General features: G+C 33.4%; 6 protein-coding genes. All 6 read right to left on the bottom strand.

Annotated elements, in window-relative coordinates; translation table 11 throughout:
- Window positions 1-173 precede the first annotated feature (173 nt).
- On the bottom strand, window positions 174-890 hold the full coding sequence (locus M0R38_13070) for a crossover junction endodeoxyribonuclease RuvC (protein ID MCK9482666.1): 717 nt from the start codon (window positions 888-890) through the stop codon (window positions 174-176).
- Window positions 890-1654 (bottom strand): dUTP diphosphatase, encoded by a 765-nt coding sequence (dut, locus tag M0R38_13065; GenBank protein ID MCK9482665.1) that lies wholly within the window; start codon window positions 1652-1654, stop codon window positions 890-892. The genes M0R38_13070 and dut overlap by 1 nt, the downstream gene beginning before the upstream one ends.
- Window positions 1655-1657: 3 nt before the next feature.
- Window positions 1658-1870, bottom strand: a complete 213-nt coding sequence (locus M0R38_13060) for a hypothetical protein (protein ID MCK9482664.1) — start codon at window positions 1868-1870, stop codon at window positions 1658-1660.
- Window position 1871: 1 nt separating this feature from the next.
- Window positions 1872-2183, bottom strand: coding sequence for a hypothetical protein (locus tag M0R38_13055; GenBank protein ID MCK9482663.1), 312 nt, complete (start codon window positions 2181-2183; stop codon window positions 1872-1874).
- Window positions 2184-2194: 11 nt separating this feature from the next.
- A complete protein-coding gene (locus M0R38_13050; protein MCK9482662.1) occupies window positions 2195-2953 on the bottom strand; it encodes a hypothetical protein in 759 nt (252 codons plus the stop codon).
- Between the two features lie 70 nt (window positions 2954-3023).
- Window positions 3024-3932, bottom strand: coding sequence for a hypothetical protein (locus tag M0R38_13045; protein ID MCK9482661.1), 909 nt, complete (start codon window positions 3930-3932; stop codon window positions 3024-3026).
- Window positions 3933-4059 lie beyond the last annotated feature (127 nt).

The raw sequence follows: 4059 nt of genomic DNA, 5'->3' as shown, positions 1-4059 counted from the left end.
ACTTTATCTAACTCTTCTCTAATCAATTTATATTCAGCACTCAATCTTTCATTAAAACGAATTAATTTTCGTTTAAGTGAAAACTTAAGTGGAGTTCCCTCCAAAGCGCTAAAATAAGGTGAAAGAACAAATATTTGTCCTGCTGTAAAATTAATTTCTGCCATTTTTCCTCCTTAATCCCATTGGGCAAAATTATTGTTTATTCTATATTCGTTTGATGCATATCTACCCAAACATATTGCATCTGCTTCATCTTGAGTAACCGTTACATCATACCATTCTTTTACTTTTTCTTGAGCATTCCTTTTCAATTCACTTCTTGATTTGCCTTTTACTCCGCAAAAACTGCGCCAAGAAGCAACGTGATCTACAGTATAGTGATACTTATTTTCAAATAAAGTATTTTCAAGAACGCCTTGCAATTGCGCCAAAATCTTGAAAATTTGGACATTCTCTTGTTTTTGAATATCCTCTATTGATACTGTATCTGGGTGCCATTTAATTAACATACTTAATAACCATTGGCGCAAAGCAGAAATACGTTCAGTAGGATTTTTTTGTGTCATCTCTATTTTCCCGTAACCAACTAACTCTTCATTGTCGAAAACTGACCACCCCGTAGTTGTGGTACTATCATCTAATGCTAGTATTCTAGAAACACCAGTTTTCTTTTGGACGACTGCAATTTCTTTTAATGTATTATAGACATTAGCTGAACAAGTCGGACACTCTGCTTTTCTTCTCCATTGTTTTAGTGACATAAAAACTTTGTGTCCTTCTGGACAAAGCATTTCTAATTCACCATCAAGATTTTTGTATGTTGTACTTAATAGCACCCAACTTTTAATTGACATTTCTATACGAATGTCAGATATGTTGAGTTTAGCCATTATTTTTCTCCCGAAGAACCGAACCCACCTTGTCTATCGCTTGGAAAATCATTTATGTTTTTAACTTCTACCCAACTTAGTTTAACAACAGGTGCTAGAACTAATTGAGCAATTCTCATGTTTGCTTCAATTGTTATTACTTCATTTCCAATGTTTTTTAAAATAATGCCGACTTCCTCTCGATAATTTGCGTCTATAGTTCCAGGACTATTAGCAACAAATAAGTTCTGATATTCTTTCTTTAAACTCATTCCACTTCTTGGGCGAACTTGTAGTTCATAACCAAGTGGAATGGCAACTTTAATTCCTGTTCGTGCAATAACTGCGGTATTTGGTTCAATATTGAAATTGTCAACTGTATAAACGTCTAATCCACTATCTCCATTTTCATGAGCATACTCAGGTAATTTTTGATTGTGTGGTAAACGCTCAACTCTAACTTTTACTTTTGGATAAAGTCCATCTTCAATAATTCTATTATTTACTTTTACAGCAGTCTCCATAAGAAAACTAATAAATTTTTGTTTAATTGGAGATAATTCAACTTCACTAAAAGCATCTAATGTTATTTTATTTTCTTCCAATAAATCATCTTCTGTAAGATTGTTTGCACGGCAATAGGATAGTTTTTCAATTAATGCTTGTTCAAAATTGCCCTCAAATTCAAACAATTTCATTAAATCATCGTAGCCTGATTCAAGTTCTTTATCATCCATTTGGAGGATGCTTTCAAAAATTGCTAGCGCTTCTGTTTCTATTCCCATAATTTACTCCTCAATGTTGTAGTCTTTTTGAATAGTCACTACATAAAATTCTTCTACAATTTCGCCCTTTACTTTTTTATTGCGATATTTGCTCTCATATTTAGTGACTTGATAATCTCCAGATATAGCATTGTTTTTAAATTCTTCTATTAGTGCTGCCGCGGCTTCTTCAGTATCAACCTTATAGACTTCTGTTTCTCTTTTTAATTCTTTCATATTAATACTCCTTTAATTTCGCAAGAATTTCTTCTTTTTGACTTTGAATTTTTTCTTTCCTTTCCATTAAATTCTCTAAAATTTCTAGTGCGTTTTTTAGCATAAAATTAGCATCAGCAATTTTATCATCAGTTACTCTGTCAATAACATTAAGTTGTTGAAGTTTTAACTTGTTTTTTACAACCTCTTTGCCGACCTTCAAATCAAACTGGTCACCGCCTTTTACAGAAGTTTCTGCAATATACTCATTAGAGGCAGCAATACCGATCCCTTTCACAGTTGTTGGATAATCAACAACATACATAATTTTCATGTTTTCCTCCTTTATACAATTTTTATTCTATAACCAAGAGCAGACTCAATTTGCTCTTTTGTCATTTCTTTTGATTCTCCCTCAAAAAATAATTCTTTGGCATAAGGCAATTTTTCAATTTCTTCACAAAAATCTTTCCACTCTTGTAGCTTATGATTTTTGCGAGCAAAATAAATATTTCGTAATACTTGATAGTTTGCCGTCCATGTTCGTGTTTGGTTCCATGACGATGGCAATAATTGGATAAGCGCCCGCCAATAGCGAATATCTTTTGTTTCTAGATATTTTAAACGTAAAGTGTTACAATTTCTAATAGCTGTTTCACTGAATGTTAAATAAGCACTTTCATCATCAATGTATTGTTGAATGTCTTCAAGGAATTCTAATTCATTATCAAATGAAAAACACTCTCTAGTAATTGGAGTAACTGCCAACTTGTGCATTGTTGATGTAGAGTTTGCTGTTGTTCCCACTTTATAGGTGTCAAATTCTTTGAAAAAATATAGTGGTGCTGTAATATCCATACTTACAAAAATCTGACGCATGAACTTGCTATGGTCATCGCCCGCAAGCAGAAGTTTTTGCGCAAGTGCCATGTCTTTTTCTTTTATTTTTACTTCGTATCCTTCTCTATATTCACAGTGATAGTTTGCTAAACTATCATCAGAATAAAAATAACTATCTGACTGCTCCCAACTTTCTAAAGGATTACGCATACCTCGGAAACTTCCTTCTAAATTCATAACTTTAATTTTACTTACTTTTATCATTCTCTCTTATTCCCCTTTTATCATTATAATATAATTATAACATAACCACTGAAGTTTGTCAACTAAATGACTACCTTATTGGGCAAGCGCCAGACGCACAAGCTGGATCTTCCTCTATATCTGTTTCTGTTTCTTTTGCTTCATATTTTTTAATGAGGCTAGGCACAAAGTTGGGCATTTCGGCAACCATTCTATTATAAGTAATTTCATCAATTGTTTCATAAGGTGCTTGTTCATAAAAATGACTATCTAAAGACAAGAAAGAAATTCCTACAACATCATCCCAATTGTCCCACATCCATTGTTCAACTGAGTCCCATTCGTTATCCCTCACATGAACAGTAATTGATGCGTTGTGATCAACATACTCCTCCATAAACATTTTGTAAATTTCAAGTTGCTCAACGGCACTAACATCATATTTTGTTTTTCCAGCTGGAGCTTTAACTGGAAATGAAATAACTTTAGTTTTACAATTTTCCATTGATTGCCCATTTTCAGGACTAATGTCAAAACCAAGTTCCTCACAGACCTTAATTACTGGATCTTTTGCATTAACCCTAATTCTACGGATATAGAACGGAGAGTGTGAAAAATGAATTCCACTTGAAACAATTGGTAATTGACTAAGAGTGCCTTCAGGTTTAATTGTTGTTATGAGCAATGGCTCTTTTTGTCCTAATGCTTTTGCGTAATCTTTTGCCGCCTTGTGAGCAGTCAATCTTAAGAGACGTAAAAGTTTTTTCTCTTCATTTGTTGAATAGTTAAGAGCATTTACAGCATCTTGCCATCCAGTTAATGAACAACCTATTAATCTATCTCTAAGTTGCACTCCATTCCATCTGGATAATTCCAATTCAATACAAGTCATTCTATAACCCGCTCTTGCAGAAAGAGATTGTGCTTCTAACAAACCATCAATATCAAGTTTCCCATTTTCTACAAATGCGGCAACATTAACTGTCGTTAAATTACACATTCCTTTACTGTCAAGAAGAACTTCTCCACCATACCACTTTTAGTTTCCTAAACCATATTTCTATGTTGTGGTCTAGACTATATCATCTCCCAATCATTCTATCAATAAATTGAGGATGGGCGCTAAT

It is taken from the genome of Bacteroidia bacterium (genome assembly GCA_023228875.1).
Taxonomy (GTDB): Bacteria; Bacteroidota; Bacteroidia; order NS11-12g; family UBA955; genus JALOAG01.
This window is presented reverse-complemented; position numbering and strand designations above follow the sequence as displayed.